This window comes from Acinetobacter sp. YH01019, from assembly GCF_013420285.1.
Taxonomy (GTDB): Bacteria; Pseudomonadota; Gammaproteobacteria; order Pseudomonadales; family Moraxellaceae; genus Acinetobacter; species Acinetobacter gandensis.
Genome location: NZ_VOYM01000019.1, coordinates 1 through 22,710, shown reverse-complemented (window position 1 = coordinate 22,710; position 22,710 = coordinate 1). Strand labels below are relative to the sequence as shown.

Genomic DNA, 22,710 nt, shown 5'->3' with positions numbered 1-22,710 from the left:
AATACTTAGCCAGATTTTTTATACACAGTAAATGAATAATTCTTAAGGTTGAATTACATGTTCGTTCGCACAATGCTCGCTTTGAGCCTAAGTTGCATATTTGCTGGTACAGCTATTGCCGCATCTACTGCTGAACAACCATTAACGCCAAAAAAAGTAAGCAATGTTGCCGTGCAGGATCCAATTGATCCACTCGCGACTGAAGCTTCTTCAGCTGCAAATCAAATCAGCGCTCAAGAACAAGAAGATTTGAATCAGGCTTCTCAAACGTTAGATAGCCTACAACAATCTGAAGATGTGAAAGCTGATATCGGTGCTGCACCTGTAACATCTACGCCAGCTACAACAAGTACACCTGCTGCCAAAGCCACTTGGGGTTTAAATGATCTCAACAATGCACAGTGGTATGACAATATTGGTAAAGGTCAATTCCCTGTTTATGCACGTGCACATGTCATGTTAAACAATGCACATGCTTCACCGGGTGCAATTGACGGTACAAGTGGTAAAAACACATTAAAAGCAATTGCATCATTCCAACAAATGAATGCATTAAAACCAACGGGTACTTTAACTCAAGAAACTTGGGATGCATTAATTGCTAAACAAGGTTCTAAGCCTGCTTTCATCGAATACACGCTGACAGAGGCAGACTTAAAAGGCCCATATGCAGCTTCCATTCCTCACGATTATGCATTACAAGCAAAAATGAAAGGCTTGTACTACACACGTGTAACTGAAATGTTGGGTGAAAAATTCCATATGGATGAAGATTTCTTAAAGAAATTAAATCCAAAAGCAACATTTAAAAAAGCGGGTGAAAAAATTCTTGTAGCGAACATTCGTAACGAAGTTCCAGAAGATATTCACTTAATCGTTGCGCATAAAGGTGCGAAACAGCTTTATTTATTCAACAGCCGTAACCAAATGATCGGCTCATTCCCTGCAACGATTGGTAGTTCAGATACTCCATCGCCTACAGGGACATACAAAGTTACAGGTGTAGCACCAAACCCTTGGTACAGCTACTCACCTTCTAACTTTGTTCAAGGCAACAATAAAAAACCATTGTCTTTACCACCAGGCCCTAACGGCCCAGTGGGTAATATTTGGATTGGCTTAAGCAAAAAATCATTCGGTATTCACGGTACACCTAACCCTTCTGCAATTTCTAAAACTGCGTCTCACGGTTGTATCCGTTTGACTAACTGGGACGCAAATGATTTAGGTAAAAAAGTAAAATCTGGCGTAACTGTTAAGTTCCTTGAATAATTAAGTTTGTTCAAAAAAGCCTGCTTCATGCAGGCTTTTTTATATCTACAATCTGGCATATTCACCCTTTATCGTTGCAAATATAGGATGAATTGTCGCTAAAAAGCTATATATCTACTTTGGGCTAAATCCTAAAATGTGTTCATGTTAAATAATTAAGATAAGGATAAATGCCATGAATGCTTTTTTACATCCAAGCGAAAATCGCGGCCACGTAAAAATGGGTTGGCTTGAATCTAAACACAGCTTCTCATTCGGTAACTGGTATGACCCTAAATATATGGGCATCAGTGCTCTTCGTGTAATCAATGATGATTTAATTGCTGCGCATGAAGGTTTTGGTCAACATCCGCACGACAATATGGAAATCTTAACCTGCGTGCTAAAAGGTACAATTACCCATAAAGACAGTATGGGTAATCATGGTGGGATTTCTGCTGGTGAATGGCAGCTGATGAGCGCGGGAACTGGTGTTCGTCACAGTGAAATGAACCAAGGTGATGAAGATGTTCATTTATTGCAAATTTGGATCATTCCAAACGAACGTGATGCAGAGCCGACATATCAGCAAATTAAATGCGATCCACGTGATCAACCAGATCAATGGCATTTAATTGTTGGACCGAATGACAATGCACCGATGCATATTCGCCAACAAGCTGAAGTGAAAACAGCAGTCATTTCTAAAGGTCAATCTTTAGACATTGAAGCAACACAACACATTAACTATGTGCATGTCATTTCAGGCTCAGTGAAAATTGCTCAACATACCGTTGAAGCTGGTGGCGCAATCGCCTTTCTAGAAGCTAGCAAAATTGAAGCTTTAGATGATGCGCAAGTGATTTGGTTTGACTTACCTGAAGTCAAATAAGTGTTATTTCAATAAAAAAGCCCTCAATATTGAGGGCTTTTTTATATCTTCGTATATATACACATCAAACAGATTATTTTAAGCCGTTAAATGTTGAAATTACCCCATAGTACGTAAGTGCTGTGCATTTTCAATTTGACGCTGTTTTTCATAATGTACAGGATCAAAAGTTGCACATGCACTTAATAAACCAACAGTCATTACAGCCACAACTAATTTCATCATGATCACATTCCTCATTTCGGGAGATTGCAGCGAATTTGCTGCTCTAAAAGCTCTTTATGTTGAAGAAATATACAGATCAGAATTAAATCGGTAAAACTGTTAATTTTAATTTTTACAATCTATTTTTTAGATTAATTATTTTATTGATGCTTTTACTTTTTGACGGATTAAAAAGCAATAATTTAAGAATAGTTGTTGGAGACGATACGTCATCTAAGTAGATAAAAAAAGATCATTTTTTTTCAGTCTAATTCTAAAATAAAGATTATGAATCAAACAATTATTAAAGATAATTGAGCGAAGCAATTAATGGATAGTGTAGCTTAAAAAATAATTTCAGACATAAAAAAAGCCCTGACATTGTCAGGGCTTTTCAAATTTGGCGGAAGCGGTGAGATTCGAACTCACGGAGGACTCGCGCCCTCGTCGGTTTTCAAGACCGGTGCATTAAACCGCTCTGCCACGCTTCCATGTGCGCCATAATACGGAGGTTTTATCCATCTGACAAGTAAAAAATACAACTAAACCTTTCAAATGAATATTGTTTCACCAGCCCATTAAAGTTTTGCCGCTAGTTCAGCCCCTTCACGGATTGCACGTTTAGCATCAAGTTCTGCTGCCAATTTAGCGCCACCAATAATATGGTAATTTGCGAGCGTTTTCTCACCTTGTTCTGGCATCAAATGCTTTACTGATTCCTGACCCGCGCAAACGACAATTGTATCTACTCGAAGTAATTGATCATGCCCCGCTGTTTCTACCCACAAACCTTCTTCAGTAATGGCTTTGTATTGCACACCACGTAACATACGTACACCATTTTTCTTTAATTGTGCACGATGCACCCAACCAGAGGTTTTTCCTAAACCAGCACCTAACGGTGTAGTTTTACGTTGTAACAGGTAAATTTCTCGCACAGGGGGCTCAATTTCAGCTGCTTGCATTCCACCTTCGGTGATATAGTTCGGATTTGGGTCAATACCCCATTCACGCTGCCAATCTACCAATGGTTGAGGCTGCGGCTGATGTGGCGGCTTTAATAAAAATTCAGAGACATCAAAACCAATCCCCCCAGCACCAATCACTGCAACTTTATCACCTACTGCTGCACCTTTTAGCACCTCAGCATAAGACAGTACATTTGGTGCATCACTGCCAGCAATCTTCAAATGACGTGGTACAACACCTGTAGCAATGATCACCTCTTCAAAACCTTCACGTTCAAGTTGTTCGCGGTTAACGCGCGTATTTAAACGCAGTTCAACACCAGTTTTTTCAATTTGAACTTTAAAGTAGCGAATGGTTTCATGAAATTCCTCTTTACCAGGTACAACTTTTGCCAAGTTAAATTGACCACCAACCTCATCATTGGCTTCAAATAAAGTGACATCATGCCCACGACTCGCAGCAACAGTGGCAGCTGACATACCTGCCACACCACCACCCACAACAGCAATTCGTTTTGGTTTTTTGGCCTTTAAATAAACCAGCTCAGTTTCATGTGCCGCACGTGGGTTCACCAAGCAACTCACGCGTTGATTTTTAAAAGTATGGTCTAAACATGCTTGGTTACATGCAATGCAGGTATTAATTTCATCGACACGGTTAGTTGCCGTTTTATTTACCCAAAAAGCATCTGCCAATAAAGGACGTGCCATTTGCACCATATCAGCTTTACCACTTGCTAAAATTTCTTCAGCGGTATTTGGCATATTAATACGATTGGATGCAATGACTGGTATTGATACATGCTTTTTCACTTCTGCTGTGTAATCGACAAATGCGGCACGTGGTACAGAAGTCACAATGGTGGGAATTCGAGCTTCATGCCAACCAATCCCTGTATTCAATAATGTAACACCCGCTTGTTCTAATGCTTTCGCAACAGCAATGACTTCTGCCATCGTGTTGCCGTCATGCACCAAATCTAATAAGGACAAACGGAAGCAAATAATAAATTTTTCACCCACTTCAGCACGAATCTTTTTAACAATTTCCACTGCGAGGCGCATACGATTTTCAATGTCCCCCCCCCAACGGTCTGTACGTTGGTTCACATGGCGACTTAGGAATTGATTCAGCAAATAGCCTTCAGAACCCATGATTTCTACGCCATCATAGCCAGCTTTGTGTGCAAGGCTTGCGGATTTCACATAGTCATCTATGGTCGATAAAATTTGTTTATCACTCAGCTGACGTGGTTTAAAAGGTGAAATCGGTGATTTAATCGGACTCGATGACACCACAAATGGTTGATAGCCATAACGACCCGCATGCAGAATTTGCATTAAAATTTTAGCACCATGCTTATGCACGGCGTGTGTAACTAAACGATGTGGCGCCACATCGCCTAAGGTATTCATTGTTCCCCCGGCTGGTAACAACCAGCCTTGACGGTTCGGCGAAATACCGCCTGTAATGATGAGGCCAACACCACCTTTTGCGCGCTCGCCAAAATATGCAGCAAGTTTTGGATAATTATAAAAACGATCTTCTAAACCACTATGCATGGAACCCATGACCACACGGTTTTTAATGGTGGTAAAACCCAAATGTAAGGGTTTTAAAATATGTGCATAGCTATTGGTTGTCATCATGAATCCTTATCTTTGGCTTTGCAACTTGTTGCATAGTACTTTAGCTGTTTTTTAAAATATTGGGATGACAATTTATAAAAAATTCTTGGCATCTACGGTCAATTCAACTGAGCTCTCAAAAACATACGACAATAAAAAAACCAGTGACGTTGCCCTCACTGGTTTAGTTTTTTAGACCAAAGCCCTTTACTGCCAATGCTTTAACTTACTGGTTTGACCAATACCCACATTAAAACTATTGGTTGGATCAAGCTTTTCATAATGCGTTCGTAGTGCAGGCTTTGCTACATATAAATGTCCGACATTATGCTCAGCTGGGTATTCCGCCCCACGCGCATCCAGTAAATGCCACATTTGGTGTTCCATCGCCAAAGGATCCACGCCCTTTTTCACAATATAGTCCTGATGAAACACATGACATAAAAAGTGACCATAATAGAGTTTATGAACAATCAGATCATCCATCTCTTTGGGTAAGGTTTCCACCCACTCGCGATCATTACGACGCAATGCGATATCCAGAGCTACAATATCTTCAACTTCTGAACGGTGCGTATCCCGATAACGAATTGCTGCACCTGCAACGGCAAAACGATGTAAAAATGCTTTACGTCCTTCTTCCTCGCTACAGTGGAAAAAATCACCTGAGGCTTTATCTTGGAAGTACCGTTTTAAAAAGCTTTCAACTTGCTCGACATCTTGATTTTCAATCCGAATAACCAAATGGTGTTCATACAGATCACGGAAGGCATTCATCCGTTTCGGTAAATGATTGGGCATGAATTTGGTCACCAGCTGTAAAACTTTATCTGACAGTCCTTTCATACCAAATTTTTCTAAGTACGCATCGACCTTATCTTTCATTGCAAATGCAGCAGGTACTTTGGCTGTGCCGAGTTTTTCAATGAACATGAAGGTGTCTTTACCGTACTCTGCCCCAATATCATAAGCCACGCGGTGGATATATTCCCCTGCAATCGGCAATCGCGGCAAATCTTTTAGTAAAAAACGGCGGATTTCAGTCAAATCATCATGTGAATTTGTACCGACGTAAAATACCTGACTTGGAATTTTTTCAAAGGTATCCAAACGTACGGCAAAAACACACACTTTACCTGCCGAACCCGATGCTTCATATAAACGAGACGGATCGGCATTAAAACGTGCAGGCGTATTTTCATCAACTTGTTTAACATCATGTCCATAACGATGGTCCGATGCGCAGCAGCCTGAGTTATTAATAATGTCGCCGATTTGATAATTTTTCGTTTCAAGCTTGCTTAGAATTTCTTCAGGTGTTTCTCCGAGATTTACCCCTAAATGATTCACCAACTCTAACTGACCATCATCATTGACACGAGCATACAATGCCAGCTCAGTATAAGCAGGACCACGGCGCACCAAAGCACCGCCTGAGTTATTACAGACGCCACCTAAAACTGAAGCTCCAATACACGATGAACCAATCACCGAGTGTGGCTCCCGATTAAATGGCACCAATTCTTTTTCAAGTCGATCTAGTGTTGCACCAGGTAGACAAATCACTTGTTGACCGTCATTAATGACCTGAATGCCAATCAAACGACGCGTGCTGATCAGAACCACAGGACGGTCATAGTCATCGCCAAAAGGCGTTGAACCACCGGTCAAACCTGTATTGGCTGCTTGCATAATCACAATACAATCTGCATCAACAGCCGCTTGTAGTACTTGCCACTGTTCCAGTAATGACCCTGGTGCAACAACAGCCAGTACTTTCCCTGCACCGTAACGACGACCTTGGCGGTATAAACGTGTGTCTTTATCGTCAGTTAAAACGTGTTGTTTACCAACAATCTCGATGAGTTTTTGAATGGTTTGCTGTGAATCTGAATGGGGTTGCATATTGGTTATCCTATGGATGAATGCTTATACAGTTCAGGCTTTAAAGGATTCATAACGGCGGAGTAATTTCAGTTTTGTTTATATTTAGGAATTAACCTTCGGTTCGACCTACTTTCCTTTTGGGAAAAGTAGGCAAAACCATTGTCATCCGCAAAACTCGTCAAATACTTTCTGATAAATATTATCTTCGCAGAAACATCACTTTAAATATGTAAGCCTGCCTCGAACAATTGCAGATGACATTTACGCGTATCAAAGTTAAGAAACAACTCGAATTTGACATTTAAAAGTTAACGGCTAAGCCAACTCTCGCTCTAAACGTACCAAACAATCTGAAGTAATATCAGCAATGGTTTTTGCACCTGTTAAAGTCATTGCCACACGCATTTCTTTATCAATCAGTTCTAAAAGATTTGAAACGCCCGCTCCACCCGCAGCACCTAATGCGTAAACAAAAGCACGACCGAGCATACACGTGTCCGCACCCAACGCCAGCATACGTACAACATCTAGACCATTACGAATACCCGAATCTGCAAGGATTTTAATATCACCCTTGACTGCATCTGCAATTGGTGGAAGCGCACGTGCAGAAGATAAAACACCATCCAACTGACGACCACCATGGTTTGAAACCACAATCCCATCTGCACCGAAACGCACTGCATCTTTGGCGTCTTCAGGGTCCAGAATTCCTTTAATGACCATTGGCCCATCCCAAAACTCACGAATCCACTCAAGGTCTTTCCACGAAATAGACGGATCGAAGTTAGAACCTAACCAACCAATATAATCTTCTAGACCTGTAGGCTTACCTAAGTATTTGGAAATATTGCCCAAGTCATGCGGACGTCCCATCATGCCGACATTCCACGCCCAATGTGGGTGGAAACATGACTGCATATAACGGCGCATTGCTGCATTTGGGCCACTCATACCCGAGTGGGCATCACGGTAACGCGCGCCCGGAACAGGCATATCCACAGTAAACACCAAGGTTGAACAGCCTGCCGCTTTAGCACGCTCCAAAGCATTTTTCATGAAACCACGGTCACGTAGTACATAGAGCTGGAACCACATTGGACGTTGAATCGCAGGTGCCACTTCTTCAATTGGACATACTGAAACGGTAGAAAGCGTAAACGGAATACCCTTTTTATCTGCAGCGACCGCAGCTTGAACTTCACCGCGACGTGCATACATGCCTGTTAAACCCACAGGCGATAATGCAACTGGCATCGACAAAGTCTCATCAAACAGTTTGGTCTCTAAACTTAACTGTGACATGTCGTTCAGTACACGCTGGCGCAAAGCAATTTTTGATAGATCTTCTACATTACGCTTCAGGGTATATTCTGCATACGCACCACCATCGATGTAATGGAATAAAAATGGCGGTAAACGACGTCGTGCCGCTTCACGGTAGTCATTGGCAGAAGAAATAATCATGCTTATATCCTGTTTAATCGACTGGCACGCTGACGACGAGCTTCTTCTTCATCAATCATACGCACCTGTTGTACTACAAACTCAATGTGTCCACAGACTGCTCTACGTGCAGCTTCAGGATCACGACGTTCAATTGCATTCATGACTTGAAAATGCTGATCATGCAATTGATCAAATCGGTGTGCTTCGCTATAAACTTTTCGACGACCTAAAACGACATTAAATTGCAACAGATCAAATAGACCACGCATCATCTGAATCAACACTAAATTATGTGATGCTTCAGCAATCGCCAAATGAAATTTGGCATCTGCACGCGCTGCTTCATCGTCATTGCCTAAAGCCTGAAAATGATTGATCTGATCATAATAATGTCGGATATGTGCCAAGTCCTCTGCTGTAGCACGTTGTGCCGCATACCATGCAGTACCACCTTCCAAAATAATGCGCGCCTCTTGCACATCAAACCGGTAGGCAGGGTCTTCACTAATCAAACTGCTGATGGGCTGCACAATTTGATAACTCGACCAAGTCGCTGGTAATTGCTTTAAAAAAGTCCCCGCACCGACTTTACTGACCAACACGCCCATGCTGGTCAATTGAGAAATCGCTTCGCGTAAAGAAGTGCGTGAGACGCCAAGTTGTTCACACAGTTTCCGTTCTGCAGGCAGACGATCTCCAACTTGCATATTGCTTTCTTCAATCAATACGCGAAGACTTTGAACAGTTTTATCAGAGACTTTCATCTGCTTTCCTTAACGTTGTTACACAATGCGTGTTATGGAATCATCCAAGGGAACACATAAGCTTGTAGGGTGATTAAAATCCCCATCATGATTGTGAACGTTATACTGTGTTTTACGGTAAAACGGAATAAATCAGACTCTTTACCTACCAAGCCAACTGCCGCACATGCAATTGCAATGGACTGGGGTGAAATCATTTTTCCTGTCACACCACCACTGGTATTGGCAGCAACGAGTAATACTTCTGGTACACCGATTTGCTGTGCAGTGGTTGCCTGTAATGCAGCAAATAGCGCATTGGCTGACGTATCTGAACCCGTAAGGAAGACACCAAGCCATCCTAAAAATGGTGAGAAGAAGGTAAAGGCTTGACCTGTATGTGCAAGTGCTAATGCCAATGTTGCTGACATCCCTGAATAATTGGCGATAAATGCAAAAGCCAAGACCATCCCAATTGAATAAATTGGAATTTTTAATTCATTAATGGTTTCACCAAAGGTCACAATCGCGTCTTTCGGCTTCATTTTTAAGAAAATAATGGTAATGATCGCAGCGATAACAATTGCTGTACCTGTTGCCGAAAACCAATCAAATTTATAGATAGCATCGTAGTCCTTCATTTCAGGTACGACTGGCGGCATCTTTTGAACCAATTGATGTAAAAATGGCACTTTGATCGAAATAACTAAATCATGTAAGGCACCGTCTTTAGTAAATAAATCTTTAAACGGTTTAATACTCCAGATCGTGACCATCACCGTTAAGATCGCAAATGGCGACCACGCTTTTGCAATTTGACCCAAGCTATATTTTTGCTGTTTTTGTGCAGCAACATCTTCACTCATCGTCGCATCTTGATCTGCAAAGCGGAAAATATGTTTAGGCTGCCAATATTTAAATAAAATCGTTAATGACACTAAAGAGGCAATCGCCGCGGTAATATCTGGTAATTCAGGACCGACAAAGTTCGAGGTTAGGTACTGTGCAATCGCAAAGCTACTCGCCCCAACTACAACCGCAGGCCAAGTTTCCTTCACACCGCGCCAGCCATCCATAATCGCCATAATCCAAAACAGTACAATCGGCACCATAAATGGCAGCTGTCGACCAACCATCTGACTGATTTCCATCGTATCAACACCAGACACTTGTCCAGCAACGATAATTGGAATACCCATCGCACCGAAAGCTACTGGCGCTGTATTTACGATCAGACAAAGACCTGCCGCATATAAAGGCTTAAAGCCTAAACCTACCAATAGTGCTGCAGTAATCGCCACAGGGGCACCAAAGCCCGCCGCACCTTCTAGGAAAGTACCGAAAGCAAAGCCAACTAACAGCATCTGTAATCGTTGATCTTCAGTAATGGAAAGAATCGAAGAACGGATAATGTCAAACTGCCCTGTTTTGACAGAAATTTTATACAGGAACACCGCACCAATAATGATCCATGCAATCGGCCATAAACCGTAGAAGAAACCGTAGACCATCGAAGCCAATGCCATGAGCGCAGGCATGTCATAGGCAAATAAAGACACCAAAAGTGCCAGTACAACGGTGATCGTACCTGCCACACTGCCTTTTAAACGAAATACAGCAAGCGCCAAGAAAAAAAAGATAATCGGAATGAGCGCAATTAAACTTGATATCCATATATTCCCCATTGGGTCATATATTTGCTGCCATTGAAGCATTGTCATCTCCTTGAAATGCTTACTAAGATTTAATTATTGAGCAATATCAGCATGTGGTCTTTTCATGTTGGTAATACCAATATAAATATTAAAGACATAAAAACTCATACTATTGCTGAAATACTCCGCAATTTTTAATTATTTCAACTCAACCATTCAAGCTTTTCTTATTTTTGGTATGACCAATATTCAATGCGAAAACATTATTTTCCAGTTTAGATTTTTAACAATCCTTTTTTAAATATATGTTTTATATTTATTATTTATGAATAAACTTTATAAAATATACTTTAGTCTAATAACCAAGCTTTGTTTGACTTCAGTCTCATTTCAACGAAAAGGATAAAAACCAAATCAACTCAATATTGGTATGACCATTTATTTAAATCAAATAGATTTATTTATATTTGCATCCTATTCCATTCAGAAAACGCATTTTCCGCCCGCAAAAACTGGATGAAGTATTCACCAATAGATTTCAACGATCATTTTTTTCCACCTCATCGCTTGTATCTCATGATTTTTTAGAAAAACCGTGCAGAAAAGTGCTACAATCGCGCACATATATGTATTCTTTCAGGCCACCCATTCTCGGTGCCTATATTTATATCGTTAGGATTAACAATGACTGATAATGCAACTATCTTGCAGAATGTCCCAGTTGGCAAAAAAGTTGGTATTGCCTTCTCTGGTGGTCTAGATACTTCAGCTGCGCTTTTGTGGATGAAACAAAAAGGTGCAGAACCTTATGCTTACACAGCAAACTTAGGTCAACCTGATGAAGACGACTACGATGCGATTCCAAAAAAAGCGGAAGCGTATGGCGCAGTTAAAGCTCGCTTAGTTGATTGTCGTTTACAACTTGCATTAGAAGGTATTGCGGCTATTCAATGTGGCGCTTTCCATATTTCAACTGGTGGTATGCCTTACTTCAACACGACTCCTCTTGGTCGTGCAGTTACAGGTACAATGCTTGTAACAGCAATGAAAGAAGATGACGTAAACATCTGGGGTGACGGTTCGACTTATAAAGGTAACGACATTGAACGTTTCTACCGCTATGGTCTATTGACTAACCCATCGCTAAAAATTTACAAACCGTGGTTAGACCAAACCTTTATTGACGAATTAGGTGGCCGTGCAGAAATGTCACAGTTCCTAATCGACAACGGTTTTGACTACAAAATGTCAAAAGAGAAAGCATACTCAACTGATTCAAACATGTTAGGTGCGACTCACGAAGCAAAAGATCTTGAATACCTGAATGCGGGTATCAAAATCGTAGACCCAATCATGGGCGTTGCGTTCTGGAAAGATGACGTAGAAGTAAAAGCTGAAGAAGTTTCTGTAACTTTCGAAGAAGGCTTCCCTGTTGCATTAAATGGCAAACGCATCGAAAACCCAGTTGAGTTCATTCTTGAAGCCAACCGTATCGGTGGTCGTCATGGTCTAGGTATGTCTGACCAAATCGAAAACCGTATCATTGAAGCAAAATCTCGTGGTATCTACGAAGCTCCGGGTATGGCTCTTCTTCACATCGCTTACGAGCGTCTTGTGACTGGTATTCATAACGAAGACACCATCGAACAATACCGCATTAACGGTCTTCGTTTAGGTCGTCTTCTTTACCAAGGTCGTTGGTTCGATTCTCAATCTTTAATGCTTCGTGAAACTGCACAGCGTTGGGTTGCTAAAGCGATTACAGGTACAGTTACTATTGAACTTCGTCGCGGTAATGACTACACCATCATGAACACTGAATCTCCTAACCTCACTTATGAAGCTGAGCGTTTAACCATGGAGAAAGGTGATTCTATGTTTAGTCCTGCTGACCGTATTGGCCAATTGACTATGCGTAACCTTGACATCACTGATACACGTGCAAAACTTGGCATCTACACTGGTGCTGGCTTGCTTGCAGTGGGTACAGGTTCTGCAGTGCCTCAATTAAAAGACAAAAACAAATAAGATTTGTTGAGTCAAAAAAAACCGCGCAATTTGCGCGGTTTTTTATATCCAAGCTTTATAAAGCATCACTTAAACCTACCTTTAAGCGACATTGATTGCACGTATCGATTGGTAATAAATTTGATTCCGGCCTAATTGTTTCGCACGATACAACGCCTGATCGGCAATATTTAACAGTTCATCCTTCGTCATATTTTCAGCACGATATACCGTAATACCCAAACTAATAGTGACGTGATTTGAAACCTGTGATTTGGCATGTGGAATTTCTAAACGATCGATTGCTTTATAAATATTTGACGCTACCGCATAAGCACCATGCGCATCGGTTTCAGGCAGTAAAACCACAAACTCTTCACCACCATAACGTGCGACAAAATCCATATGTCGAATGGCATTTTTAATCGTTTTGGCAATCGTTGAAATGACCTCATCACCCTTCTGATGCCCATAGAAATCATTATAATTTTTAAAGTGGTCAACATCGATGAACAGCACAGCAAGTGCTGTATTGTTTTGTTTAGATTGCTCATAAAAAGTATCAAGCATTTCATCTAATGTGCGGCGATTGGATATTTTAGTTAGTTCGTCATGCTGACTAAGATGCAATAGCTCAGTGGTATGGATACGATGTATTTTCTCACTGATATCTGCACGTAACATATTTAAATAAATCATGCGTTCACGTGCGCAGAGCATTTTACTAACAGCAAAGCCCATCACACAGCTACCCATCAATACACGACCCATAACCATTGCATCAAATTGTACATACATTGAAAACAGCATCAGCATTGTAATCACTGCTGCCAACATGCCAACCATTAGCATGTGTATAGGTTTAACCCCTGTCAAAATATATCCCAAAATATAAATCATGCAGATGATCATCATCGCTTGATGCTTTAAGGCTTCGGTGTATACAGTCATGGTCAACCATGTCATCGATAGCACAGCCCAAAATACAATGAACATACTGGCATGGGCAAAATAAGCTTTGAGAATGTTATAACGCGAGAAGGCATAAAGCGTCAGCAAGCACAGTGCGCCATTAACCAAACCCAATAAACATTTAATAAAGTCATGGCTAAAATGTTCTTTTTGAATAATCCAGTAATCCCCAGGAATAATCAGGACAGTGAGAACAAAATAAGTTAGTACACCCATCCAAAAGTATTGGCTGATGTTATGACGGGCGCGTTGTAAATTGAGCGACCAAAATTGTTGCTCGAGTTTTTTCGGAAAAATTTCACCGACACGACGCGTTTGCCGTGTAATCAGTTCTTCTATTTTTTCCTTATCGTATTGCAACTTTGCAAGGTTATACTTGTATTCCATTTCCAAGCATTTATCTAATTCTTTTAGTGATTTAAAAATACCACAGTTTTCAAAATTTATTTATACCCACAATACCATTTGTCCTGAATTCTCGTTACCATTTTCACATTATATGCATTATCATTTGTATTATTTCAAAGTTCCGGGATCGCTGTGAATACGATTACTCTTCTTCAGCCAGATGATTGGCATGCACATTTACGTGATGGTTTAGCACTTGAGCGCACAGTTCCCGATTTAGCAAAACAATTCTCTCGTGCGATCTGCATGCCAAATACTGTTCCACCGGTTAAAACAGTGGAAGAAGCGAATACCTATCGTGAACGTATCATGGCTCATGTACCTGAAGGCGTACACTTTGACCCACGCATGGTGTTGTATTTCACTGACAATACATCTCCAAGTGAAGTGAAAAAAATTAAAGAATCTGCACACGTCAATGCCATTAAACTTTACCCTGCGGGTGCAACCACAAACTCAGACAGTGGTGTCAGCGACATTAGTAAGGTCTATGCTGTGATTGAGCAACTAGAAGAACATCAAGTTCCTCTGCTTCTTCATGGTGAAGTGACACATAATCATGTGGATATTTTTGACCGTGAAAAACGCTTCTTAGATGAAGTGTTATCTCCACTGCTTAAACAATTTCCAAAATTAAAATTGGTGCTTGAACACATCACCACAAGTGAAGCTGCGCATTTTGTTCTAGAACAAGACCGTAACGTTGCTGCCACTATTACCCCGCAACATTTATTGTTTAACCGTAATGATATGTTAGTCGGTGGCATCAAGCCGCATTTCTACTGCTTACCAATTTTAAAGCGTCAAACACATCAGCAAACCTTACTTGAAGTAGCAACCAGTGCAAATCCTAAGTTTTTCTTAGGTACAGATAGCGCGCCGCACTCAAAAGATGCTAAAGAAAATGCATGTGGCTGTGCAGGATGTTATAGTGCACCTACAGCAATTGAGCTCTACGCTCAAGCATTTGATCAAGTCGGTAAAATCGACCGCTTAGAAGGTTTTGCAAGTCACTTTGGCGCAGACTTCTACGGACTCCCTCGTAATACCAATACCATTACTTTGGTAAAAGAAGATCAAGTGATCCCTGAAAGTTTAGACTATTTGGATGGCGAAAAAATTATTCCGTTATATGCGGGTAAGACCATTCAATGGAGAAAAGTGTGACAGATGAAACTCGACCAGTAGTTGGTCAACGTTTCCGTGGTTTTTTACCTGTTGTTGTCGATGTCGAGACAGCAGGTTTTAACTCACAGACCGATGCCTTACTGGAAATTGCAGCCATTCCAATTGTGTATGATGCAGAAGGGAAATTTGTGCCAGGTGAAGCTCACCATGCGCATATTAATCCGTTTGAAGGTGCGAATCTTGACCGTAGATCTTTAGATTTTATTGGTGTTGATCCATTTAACCCAATGCGTATGGCGATGGCAGAGGATGAGAAATCTGCGTTAAAGCGTATTTTTAAATCTGTAAATGAAGTACGTCGTCAACAAAACTGCACACATGCGGTATTAGTCGGTCATAACGCGCATTTTGACTTAGGTTTTGTACAAGCAGCAATTGCCCGTACCGGTACAAAAAATCAAAACCCTTTTCACAGTTTTTCCGTATTTGATACCGTAACTTTAAGTGCGGTGATGTTTGGTCAAACTGTACTTGCTAAATCGTGTATTCAAGCTGGAATTGAGTTTGATGGTAAAGAGGCTCACTCTGCCTTGTACGACACTCAAAAGACTGCTGAACTGTTCTGCTATATTTTGAACAAACTCGGCCCTCACCTACTTGACACTCTGGTGGCGGATCAATAAGATACCGCCATCTTCTAAACGTCCCTATCGTCTAGAGGCCTAGGACATCGCCCTTTCACGGCGGTAACCGGGGTTCGAATCCCCGTAGGGACGCCAATACTTCTTATCAAGCTCTTTCTTTTTTCTAATATTCATAACGAATGAATATTCTTAAATTACTTCTATTTCTATCTTAATTCTCATTGATTGAATTTCTGTGTATTAAAAAAACATTTATTGCAAATAATTCTCATTTCTATTGATTATTCTTGTAAAGTTAATGATAATCGCTATCGTTTTTATCTGCATAATTGTTGACAGCCATGCGCTTTGCCTATTCTCCCCTTAATATCGCAATTTTGACTGCTTTAGCATCTCAAACGTATGCAAATGAAAGCCAGATCACCGAAGAAATCAAAACCAATACGGTGTCGATGACACCTATTGAGGTTGAAGTTAAAGCCAAACAAGAAGTTGGTAAAACTGTTTATAGCAAAGAAGATTTAGAAAAAACGCCGAATAGCTCTAAAAACATCACTGACTTTTTAAAAGTTAATCCAAATGTGCAGTTTAGCCAAAGCCAAAATGCTTCTGGATCTCAAGCAGAACTTAAACCAGCAGAAATTTCAATTAATGGTGCACAGACCTTTCAAAACAATTTTATAGTCAATGGTGTTTCTAATAACTTATTGATTAATCCGACAGATTCTGAATCCAATACAATGCACAGCTTTGGTACTGGCTCACAAGCTATGGCTGTCAACACAGATCTACTATGTTCGCTTGAAATCTTAGATAGCAATGTTTCTGCTGCTTATGGTCAGTTTACAGGTGGTGTAATTAATGCAAAAACATGTGCACCTAACACTGAAATTGGTAAAATTCATGGTTCGATTACATATGACTATACTGAAAGTGATTGGGCTAGATATAATATTATTAGCCAAAAAGAACAAGATTTATTTGAAGAACCGAGTGAAGCCAATCAAAAAGAATATACAAAACAAGGCCTAAGCACAAATATCTACGGAAAGCTTTCAGAACAATGGGGCTTTAATAGTTATGCATCAAAAAGAACCTCGGTTATACCTGTTTTAAGTGGTTTCGATAGCCCTAAAAAAATTGATCAGGAACGAAAAAACATTAATCTTGGAACAACTTTGTTCTACTCACCTTCAGAAACAACTAAAGCTAAATTTGGCTTCGATTATGGGATCTTAGATAGTCTCAATTATGCAGATAGTCGCCGAAATTCAGAAAGTACACTTGAAACCGAGACCGTAACCTTATTTTCTGAACTCGAACACCGGTTTGGCCCAGCAACACTCACTCATAAACTCAATTTCCAGAACTCTGATAGTAACCGCCAATCGGATAAAAATTACGGCTTGATCTGGCATTTTGCCGAAGGCAGTAAAGATTGGACAGACTCAAAAACTGTTTCAGAGGGGACTATGCTAGGACAATTAGAGCAAAATCAGACGGCCTTAAGTTATGATGCCCAAGCTGCTTTCGATTTATTTAAAATAGGACAAACACAACACAATATCCTCGCTGGCGTTGGTTACAGCCATGCAGAAGTTGATTGGAGGCGTGCTTCAGATGTATTAATCACTAATAGTAATTCAACAAATCTTAAAAATTTAGGTAATTATACTTGCCTACCAGATGACTTATTATGTGACACCAATACAACTATACAAGGTTGGACAGGACAATATTTTGCATCAGCATCAATTTATAAAGCTGGTCAATTTTCGGCGCAACAAGACCGTTTCAATGCATTTATTGAAGACAATATTCAGTGGTCAGATCACTTTTCAACACGTTTCGGTATTCGGGCAGACTATGATTCTTTAAGCTCTAATTTTAACATTGCCCCGCGTAGTTCAATGTCTTACAAACCTTTTCAAGATGACAGACTGCACATTTTAGCTGGATGGAACCGATACTATGGACAGCAAACTTTAGGTACAGAACTTAATGATGCAATGGGAGAGTTATTGTATAAGGCAACACGTCCAAACCCTGAAACTGATTGGGTTGAATCTATGTCTAGTTCTTCAACTTCTACACGCCGCTCAGAACTTAAGACACCATTTAGTGATGAAACAGTTTTTGGGATTAATAGCCAGATTAAAAATTGGGATTTAGATCTAAAATGGGTTAATCGTAAGTATCAAGATGAAATATCCCGCAACCGTACAGACATTCCTCAAGATGGGTTCAATTTTTCTTACGAATATGCCAATGATGGACATGGTGAAGCAGACATCTATTCTTTGACACTAAAAAACCGAGAGCCATTCAATATTGCAGGTACGCAGCATTTATTTGCATTAGGTTTTGACTATAGTGAAATATTCCGTAGCTATATTGACTATACATCTGAATATAAAGATGCCGAACAAGACCGCTTAATTTCTTATGATGGTAAAATAATTCAATGGGCCGACCGTCCTGCGCAAAATTTTAATCAACCTTGGACTGCTCGCATTAACTGGGACATTGCTTTTGATTCAGCCCCAATAAAACTATCAAACTATTTTAGTTACAAAGATAGTTATGACGACATGATTTCAAATGGAAAGATTGACTATAACGGTTCAAAAATCGACTCTTATATTGCTTCTGAAATTAAACCTAAGTTTACTTGGGATATGCGAACAACTTATGACATAAATTTAGGTAAAGATTTAAAAGCAATTTTTGGTCTCACTATTAATAATGTAACGAATCGCATTAATACCTATGTAACTGGAGCAACAAGTACTTCAAGTACGCCTCGAGTTATGACTGAAATTGGGCGACAATTCATTGCTGATGTAACGTTCAAATTCTAAAGTAATCAAAGAGCTCTAAGGTGCTATTTTTATTTATGAAATAAGCTCTATATAAATTTAAATAACAGTATCCTGATATTTACCAACTCATACTTTCAAAACTTGAACAGGAAAACCTAAAACTTTAATTACTTTCAGTCTGACTCGTTTTGTTTATAATGAAGCAATACGTTTTTCAATGTTAGTTAACCTCATGCTTAAAAAGTTGCTCTTGGTTTTAGCCATTTTATTTCCATCTGCACTGTATATTTATATTGTCAGTCGTGATAATACCCCTGCTCCAGCTACGGAACATGCTGAACCGAAAGCCGCTTCTGAATCACAGTTTCAGACACCCGATCACTAAGTAGTGATCGGCTTTAAATATCAAGATTTTAGATTAAGATTCTCACATTATAAGAAAAATACGATTTATCTCATATTTTATTCAAATCAATCATAAAATACATCTTTCTAAACACTTATTTTCATTATGCAATCTCCCTCAGAACCTTCGCAGTCTTCATCTGCAGAGGGACATAGTCCATCGCTAAAAAGAGCGATGACGACTCGTCACCTCGTTATGCTTTCTCTTGGCGGTGCCATTGGTACTGGCTTATTCATGGGTTCAGGTGAAGTAATTTCACAAGCCGGCCCACTCGGTGCAGTCCTTGCCTATATTATTGGCGGCTTAATTGCCTATATGGTCATGCTCTGTTTAGGTGAATTGGCTGTACATTTACCTGTTTCAGGTTCCTTTGGTGCATTTGCAACGAACTATATTGGCCCAGGTACTGGGTATATGGTCTCGTGGATGTATTGGCTTGGCTGGTCTGCGACGCTTGGAACAGAATTCACCGCAGCCGCGATTCTTATGCAGGAGTGGTTTCCACAAACTTCAATTTGGTTATGGACGCTGATTTTTGCTTCAGGGGTATTGTTCTCAAATTTAAGCTCTACACGTACTTTTGCTGAATCAGAGTTTTGGTTGTCGATGGTGAAAGTCGCAACTGTGCTGCTATTCATTATTCTTGGTTTTGCTTGCATCTTCGGTTTTGTACCTTTCCAAGGTTATGAATCTGCACCGATGTTTCATAATTTAACTGAACACGGTTGGCTCCCAAATGGTTTATTTCCGCTTTTTGCAACTTTGCTGATTGTGAACTTTGCCTTTAATGGTACAGAAATGATCGGTATTGCTGCTGGCGAAACTCAAAATCCTGAAAAGAATGTACCGAAAGCCATTCATGCGGCCGTTTGGCGACTTATCATTTTCTTTGTCGGCACAATTATTGTGATTAGCTCGTTGTTAACCTATACCGATGCTGGCTTAAATGTAGGTGGTCATGGAGGTTTAAGTAGCAGTCCTTTTGTATCAGTTTTCAACCTGATGGGGATTCCATACGCTGAAGACTTTATTCGATTCGTCATTATTACAGCCTTACTTTCTACTGCGAACTCAGGCCTTTATGCTGCTTCACGCATGATGTGGGCACTGTCTGCGCAAAAACAATTGCCACCCGTATTTGGTAAATTGAGCAAATCGGGTGTGCCTTACGTTGCTGTATTAGTTACCATGATCGGTGGCCTACCAGGCTTGCTTTCAGAGCAATTTGGCGCAGATGTGATCTTTAAAAACTTAATGGGTGTCGCGGCATTCACCATGGTCATCGTTTGGATGAGTATTTGTTGGAGTCAGTTCAACTTCCGTCGCCAATGGCTCAAACAAGGTCATCGTGTATCTGAACTTAAATTCCGTACACCTTGGTTCCCATTGGTACCTATTTTAGGTTTTGTTTGTTGTACTGCAACTGGCTTAAGTATGGCGGCAGACCCTGAAATGCTCTCTGGTTTCATCGGCTGCTTGCTGTTCATGGCAGCATGCTATGCAGGTTATTACTGGTTATACCATAATAAAAATTAATCTTATCTAAGCTTTTATTCAGTGAATCTGACCAATCTCAGGTTCACTTTTTAAATGGCAAATCCTCCGTTTGTACTATTTTTTTAATTCACTACATGATCGCTGCATATTTCTCATTTTATGAGAAAACTATAATTATTTATTGACACATCTAACTTAGACCTTTTAAGGATTAAAAATTCAGTTTATGTGTATGAATAACAAACGAATAAATCGTATTTTTCAAAATTTCCTTTGACTCGGTCTCTATTTATCCATAACATACAAGCACCTCAAAACGTCCCTATCGTCTAGAGGCCTAGGACATCGCCCTTTCACGGCGGTAACCGGGGTTCGAATCCCCGTAGGGACGCCAATTCTTCTGTCAGCTCTGACAAACAATCAGTTTATTTATCTATAAATTATATTAATTGATTGCAGAACAGTAACATTGTTCACTACAATTACTCGCTTCATTTCTTGATTTTTCCTTTTACTCTATGCAGTCATCTCATTCTCCGAATGATGCTTCGCATCAGGGCAATTCTGCGCCGTTAAAACGCGCTATGAGTACTCGACATCTGGTAATGATTTCGCTTGGCGGCGCAATCGGTACTGGTCTATTTTTAGGTTCGGGTGAAGTCATTGCACAAACGGGGCCTGTAGGTGCCATTCTTTCGTATTTTTTAGGCGGTGTAATCGCCTACATGGTGATGCTTTGCTTAGGTGAGCTCGCTGTGCATATGCCTGAATCTGGCTCATTTGGCGCTTATGCTAAACGCTATATTGGTCCAGGCACAGGTTATACCATCACTTGGTTATATTGGCTGACATGGTCAGTTACCCTAGGAACTGAATTTACTGCTGCAGCACTGCTCATGCAGGAATGGTTCCCAGACAGTTCCATGTGGATGTGGACTTTAATCTTTGGTGCTTTTGTATTTAGCTTAAATATGATTTCAACCAAATGGTTTGCTGAATCTGAATTCTGGTTAGCTTTGATTAAAGTAATCACCGTAGTTGCTTTTATCGTGCTCGGCTTAATGGCTATCTTTGGTTTTATTGGCTATCAAGGTCAAGAAACAGCACCGCTCTTTAGTAATCTTACCGCACAAGGTTGGTTCCCTGAAGGCTTGTTCCCAATTTTCACGACCATGTTAATTGTTAACTTTGCTTTCTCAGGTACTGAACTCATTGGTGTTGCTGCCGGTGAAACCAAAGACCCTGCTAAAAATGTACCGAAAGCGATTAACACAGCAATTTTCCGCTTGTTGATTTTCTTTGTGGGTACCATTGTGGTCGTTACTTGCTTATTACCACATCAAGAAGCAGGTCTTGGTGGTGATGGCGTCAGTAGCTCACCATTTGTTGCGGTATTCCAACATATCGGTATTCCTTATGCTGAAGATGTAATCCGCTTTGTCATTATTACTGCGCTTTTATCTGCTGCGAACTCAGGACTATTTGCAGCATCACGCATGATGTGGTCTTTGTCTTATAAGAAGCAATTACCAGCCGTGTTCTCTCGTGTAAATGCACGTGGTATTCCGTATGTTGCAGTGATTGTAACAATGATTGGTGGCTTACCAGGATTATTGTCTGAGCAATTTGCCCCTGAAACGATTTTCACTAATCTTTTAGGAATTGCTGCATTTACCATGGTTGTGGTTTGGATGAGTATTTGCTTAAGTCAGTTTAACTTCCGTCGCCAATGGTATAAGGAAGGCAAAACTGCCAAAGATCTAGGCTTTGCCGCACCACTCTTCCCAATTGTTCCAATCCTTGGCTTCGTGTTCTGTTTCATTACCTGTATCAGTATGGTATTTGATCCAAGTATGCGTATTAGCTTCTTTGGTTGTTTGGCATTTATTGCTGTGTGTTATGCCAGTTACTATACTTTCTACCACAACAAATCTTAATTTGATTTGAGTTTTACAAAGAGCAACTTCGGTTGCTCTTTTTTTATCACTATACTGCAAGGGAAACATCAATACATTAAGCATTGAACCGTACCGGGTTTGTCGGAGACTTTTTTATTTAAGTTAGGCCACCTGACCTAACGGATTAATCTTATCATAGTACATTGCTTCAAACTCAAAAGGCGATACATAACCCAGTGCACCGTGTACA

Annotated in this window: 16 protein-coding genes and 3 tRNA genes; 11 read left to right on the top strand and 8 right to left on the bottom strand. The window is 40.3% G+C overall.

From position 1 onward, the window contains the following. The first annotated feature begins 57 nt into the window (after positions 1-57). Together FTT84_RS06775 and FTT84_RS06770 are read left to right on the top strand one after the other, a co-directional pair. Complete coding sequence (locus tag FTT84_RS06775; protein ID WP_180080609.1) at positions 58-1,272, top strand: L,D-transpeptidase; 1,215 nt, start codon at positions 58-60, stop codon at positions 1,270-1,272. A 175-nt stretch (positions 1,273-1,447) separates the two neighbouring features. Then, on the top strand, positions 1,448-2,143 hold the full coding sequence (locus FTT84_RS06770) for a pirin-like bicupin family protein (protein WP_067765948.1): 696 nt from the start codon (positions 1,448-1,450) through the stop codon (positions 2,141-2,143). A 99-nt stretch (positions 2,144-2,242) separates the two neighbouring features. On the opposite strand, the gene FTT84_RS18035 is transcribed toward FTT84_RS06770, so the two are convergent. From FTT84_RS18035 to lldP, 7 genes are all read right to left on the bottom strand, one after another. Beyond that, positions 2,243-2,368 (bottom strand): hypothetical protein, encoded by a 126-nt coding sequence (locus tag FTT84_RS18035; RefSeq protein ID WP_257222836.1) that lies wholly within the window; start codon positions 2,366-2,368, stop codon positions 2,243-2,245. A gap of 380 nt (positions 2,369-2,748) precedes the next feature. Further along, positions 2,749-2,838 (bottom strand) — tRNA-Ser (locus tag FTT84_RS06765). An 87-nt stretch (positions 2,839-2,925) separates the two neighbouring features. Further along, on the bottom strand, positions 2,926-4,962 hold the full coding sequence (locus FTT84_RS06760; protein ID WP_180080621.1) for an NADPH-dependent 2,4-dienoyl-CoA reductase: 2,037 nt from the start codon (positions 4,960-4,962) through the stop codon (positions 2,926-2,928). Between the two features lie 189 nt (positions 4,963-5,151). Beyond that, positions 5,152-6,849, bottom strand: a complete 1,698-nt coding sequence (gene dld, locus FTT84_RS06755) for a D-lactate dehydrogenase (protein ID WP_180080612.1) — start codon at positions 6,847-6,849, stop codon at positions 5,152-5,154. 297 nt (positions 6,850-7,146) lie between these two features. After that, entirely contained in the window at positions 7,147-8,298 is a 1,152-nt protein-coding gene (gene lldD, locus FTT84_RS06750; RefSeq protein ID WP_067765993.1) for an FMN-dependent L-lactate dehydrogenase LldD, read from the bottom strand. Between the two features lie 2 nt (positions 8,299-8,300). Then, positions 8,301-9,044 (bottom strand): transcriptional regulator LldR, encoded by a 744-nt coding sequence (lldR, locus tag FTT84_RS06745; protein ID WP_067765996.1) that lies wholly within the window; start codon positions 9,042-9,044, stop codon positions 8,301-8,303. Positions 9,045-9,076: 32 nt separating this feature from the next. After that, on the bottom strand, positions 9,077-10,744 hold the full coding sequence (lldP, locus tag FTT84_RS06740; RefSeq protein ID WP_171256696.1) for an L-lactate permease: 1,668 nt from the start codon (positions 10,742-10,744) through the stop codon (positions 9,077-9,079). A gap of 618 nt (positions 10,745-11,362) precedes the next feature. Between lldP and argG the strand changes: the two genes are divergently transcribed. After that, entirely contained in the window at positions 11,363-12,706 is a 1,344-nt protein-coding gene (gene argG, locus FTT84_RS06735) for an argininosuccinate synthase (RefSeq protein ID WP_067765999.1), read from the top strand. 81 nt (positions 12,707-12,787) lie between these two features. Here the strand turns inward: argG and FTT84_RS06730 are convergent, their stop codons facing one another. Beyond that, positions 12,788-14,044 (bottom strand): GGDEF domain-containing protein, encoded by a 1,257-nt coding sequence (locus FTT84_RS06730; protein ID WP_067766002.1) that lies wholly within the window; start codon positions 14,042-14,044, stop codon positions 12,788-12,790. Positions 14,045-14,197: 153 nt separating this feature from the next. Here FTT84_RS06730 and pyrC point away from each other — a divergent pair, with 153 nt between their 5' ends. The 8 genes from pyrC to FTT84_RS06690 all read left to right on the top strand — a co-directional run bounded on the left by pyrC (position 14,198) and on the right by FTT84_RS06690 (position 22,499). Continuing rightward, positions 14,198-15,232 carry a dihydroorotase gene (gene pyrC, locus FTT84_RS06725; protein WP_180080613.1) on the top strand — a complete coding sequence of 345 codons (1,035 nt, stop codon included), beginning with the start codon at positions 14,198-14,200 and terminating at the stop codon, positions 15,230-15,232. After that, positions 15,217-15,876: a ribonuclease T gene (rnt, locus tag FTT84_RS06720; protein ID WP_067766008.1), complete on the top strand. Its 660-nt coding sequence runs from the start codon at positions 15,217-15,219 to the stop codon at positions 15,874-15,876. The genes pyrC and rnt overlap by 16 nt, the downstream gene beginning before the upstream one ends. Positions 15,877-15,896: 20 nt before the next feature. Next, positions 15,897-15,972, top strand: a tRNA-Glu gene (locus FTT84_RS06715). 206 nt (positions 15,973-16,178) lie between these two features. Next, complete coding sequence (locus FTT84_RS06710; protein ID WP_180080616.1) at positions 16,179-18,698, top strand: TonB-dependent siderophore receptor; 2,520 nt, start codon at positions 16,179-16,181, stop codon at positions 18,696-18,698. A gap of 193 nt (positions 18,699-18,891) precedes the next feature. Further along, positions 18,892-19,044 (top strand): hypothetical protein, encoded by a 153-nt coding sequence (locus FTT84_RS06705; RefSeq protein ID WP_167348723.1) that lies wholly within the window; start codon positions 18,892-18,894, stop codon positions 19,042-19,044. A 126-nt stretch (positions 19,045-19,170) separates the two neighbouring features. Continuing rightward, positions 19,171-20,601 carry an amino acid permease gene (locus FTT84_RS06700; protein ID WP_180080618.1) on the top strand — a complete coding sequence of 477 codons (1,431 nt, stop codon included), beginning with the start codon at positions 19,171-19,173 and terminating at the stop codon, positions 20,599-20,601. A gap of 279 nt (positions 20,602-20,880) precedes the next feature. Further along, a tRNA-Glu gene (locus FTT84_RS06695) sits at positions 20,881-20,956 on the top strand. Positions 20,957-21,080: 124 nt separating this feature from the next. Continuing rightward, positions 21,081-22,499, top strand: coding sequence for an amino acid permease (locus FTT84_RS06690; RefSeq protein ID WP_067766018.1), 1,419 nt, complete (start codon positions 21,081-21,083; stop codon positions 22,497-22,499). Positions 22,500-22,710: the final 211 nt, after the last annotated feature.

What these genes read in the sequence shown, in the direction of transcription:
- FTT84_RS06775 (WP_180080609.1), top strand. Translation starts at nt 58, where the DNA reads ATGTTCGTTCGCACAATGCTCGCTTTGAGCCTAAGTTGCATATTTGCT.
- FTT84_RS06770 (WP_067765948.1), top strand. Translation starts at nt 1,448, where the DNA reads ATGAATGCTTTTTTACATCCAAGCGAAAATCGCGGCCACGTAAAAATG.
- FTT84_RS18035 (WP_257222836.1), bottom strand. Translation starts at nt 2,368, where the DNA reads ATGATGAAATTAGTTGTGGCTGTAATGACTGTTGGTTTATTAAGTGCA.
- FTT84_RS06760 (WP_180080621.1), bottom strand. Translation starts at nt 4,962, where the DNA reads ATGACAACCAATAGCTATGCACATATTTTAAAACCCTTACATTTGGGT.
- dld (WP_180080612.1), bottom strand. Translation starts at nt 6,849, where the DNA reads ATGCAACCCCATTCAGATTCACAGCAAACCATTCAAAAACTCATCGAG.
- lldD (WP_067765993.1), bottom strand. Translation starts at nt 8,298, where the DNA reads ATGATTATTTCTTCTGCCAATGACTACCGTGAAGCGGCACGACGTCGT.
- lldR (WP_067765996.1), bottom strand. Translation starts at nt 9,044, where the DNA reads ATGAAAGTCTCTGATAAAACTGTTCAAAGTCTTCGCGTATTGATTGAA.
- lldP (WP_171256696.1), bottom strand. Translation starts at nt 10,744, where the DNA reads ATGACAATGCTTCAATGGCAGCAAATATATGACCCAATGGGGAATATA.
- argG (WP_067765999.1), top strand. Translation starts at nt 11,363, where the DNA reads ATGACTGATAATGCAACTATCTTGCAGAATGTCCCAGTTGGCAAAAAA.
- FTT84_RS06730 (WP_067766002.1), bottom strand. Translation starts at nt 14,044, where the DNA reads ATGGAATACAAGTATAACCTTGCAAAGTTGCAATACGATAAGGAAAAA.
- rnt (WP_067766008.1), top strand. Translation starts at nt 15,217, where the DNA reads ATGGAGAAAAGTGTGACAGATGAAACTCGACCAGTAGTTGGTCAACGT.
- FTT84_RS06710 (WP_180080616.1), top strand. Translation starts at nt 16,179, where the DNA reads ATGCGCTTTGCCTATTCTCCCCTTAATATCGCAATTTTGACTGCTTTA.
- FTT84_RS06705 (WP_167348723.1), top strand. Translation starts at nt 18,892, where the DNA reads ATGCTTAAAAAGTTGCTCTTGGTTTTAGCCATTTTATTTCCATCTGCA.
- FTT84_RS06700 (WP_180080618.1), top strand. Translation starts at nt 19,171, where the DNA reads ATGCAATCTCCCTCAGAACCTTCGCAGTCTTCATCTGCAGAGGGACAT.
- FTT84_RS06690 (WP_067766018.1), top strand. Translation starts at nt 21,081, where the DNA reads ATGCAGTCATCTCATTCTCCGAATGATGCTTCGCATCAGGGCAATTCT.